The 315-nt window shown below is 42.2% G+C and carries 1 protein-coding gene; it reads right to left on the reverse strand.

Annotated elements, in window-relative coordinates; all coding sequences use genetic code 11:
• Positions 1-315 (reverse strand): hypothetical protein (locus UNSWCS_RS12120; RefSeq protein ID WP_035144109.1); only part of this gene is annotated, 315 nt, incomplete at both ends.

Genomic DNA, 315 nt, shown 5'->3' on the forward strand with positions numbered 1-315 from the left:
TGTTTTTACAGTAGCCATAGCTGTTTCAGCAGTAGTAGCTGCGGCTGCGGCTGCAGTTGTAACTGTGCTAAGGTCAGAAGTGCTTAGTTTATCTACATCAGCAGCACTTAATTTCTTGCCAGCATTTTCTACAGGCACACCAGCTTCGATAGCTTTTTTAAGTGCATCTTTTTTAGCATTATCGTCACTACCTGCAGCAGCTGTTGTTAGTTCATTTTTTGCAGTAGTTACTGCATCAGCTTGCTTTGCGATGCTAGTTGCATCTGTGCCTTTTAGAGCTACTTTATCTTTGTCAGCGCCTGTTTGTAAAGCTTT

The organism is Campylobacter concisus UNSWCS (assembly GCF_000466685.1).
Classification (GTDB): Bacteria; Campylobacterota; Campylobacteria; order Campylobacterales; family Campylobacteraceae; genus Campylobacter_A; species Campylobacter_A concisus_A.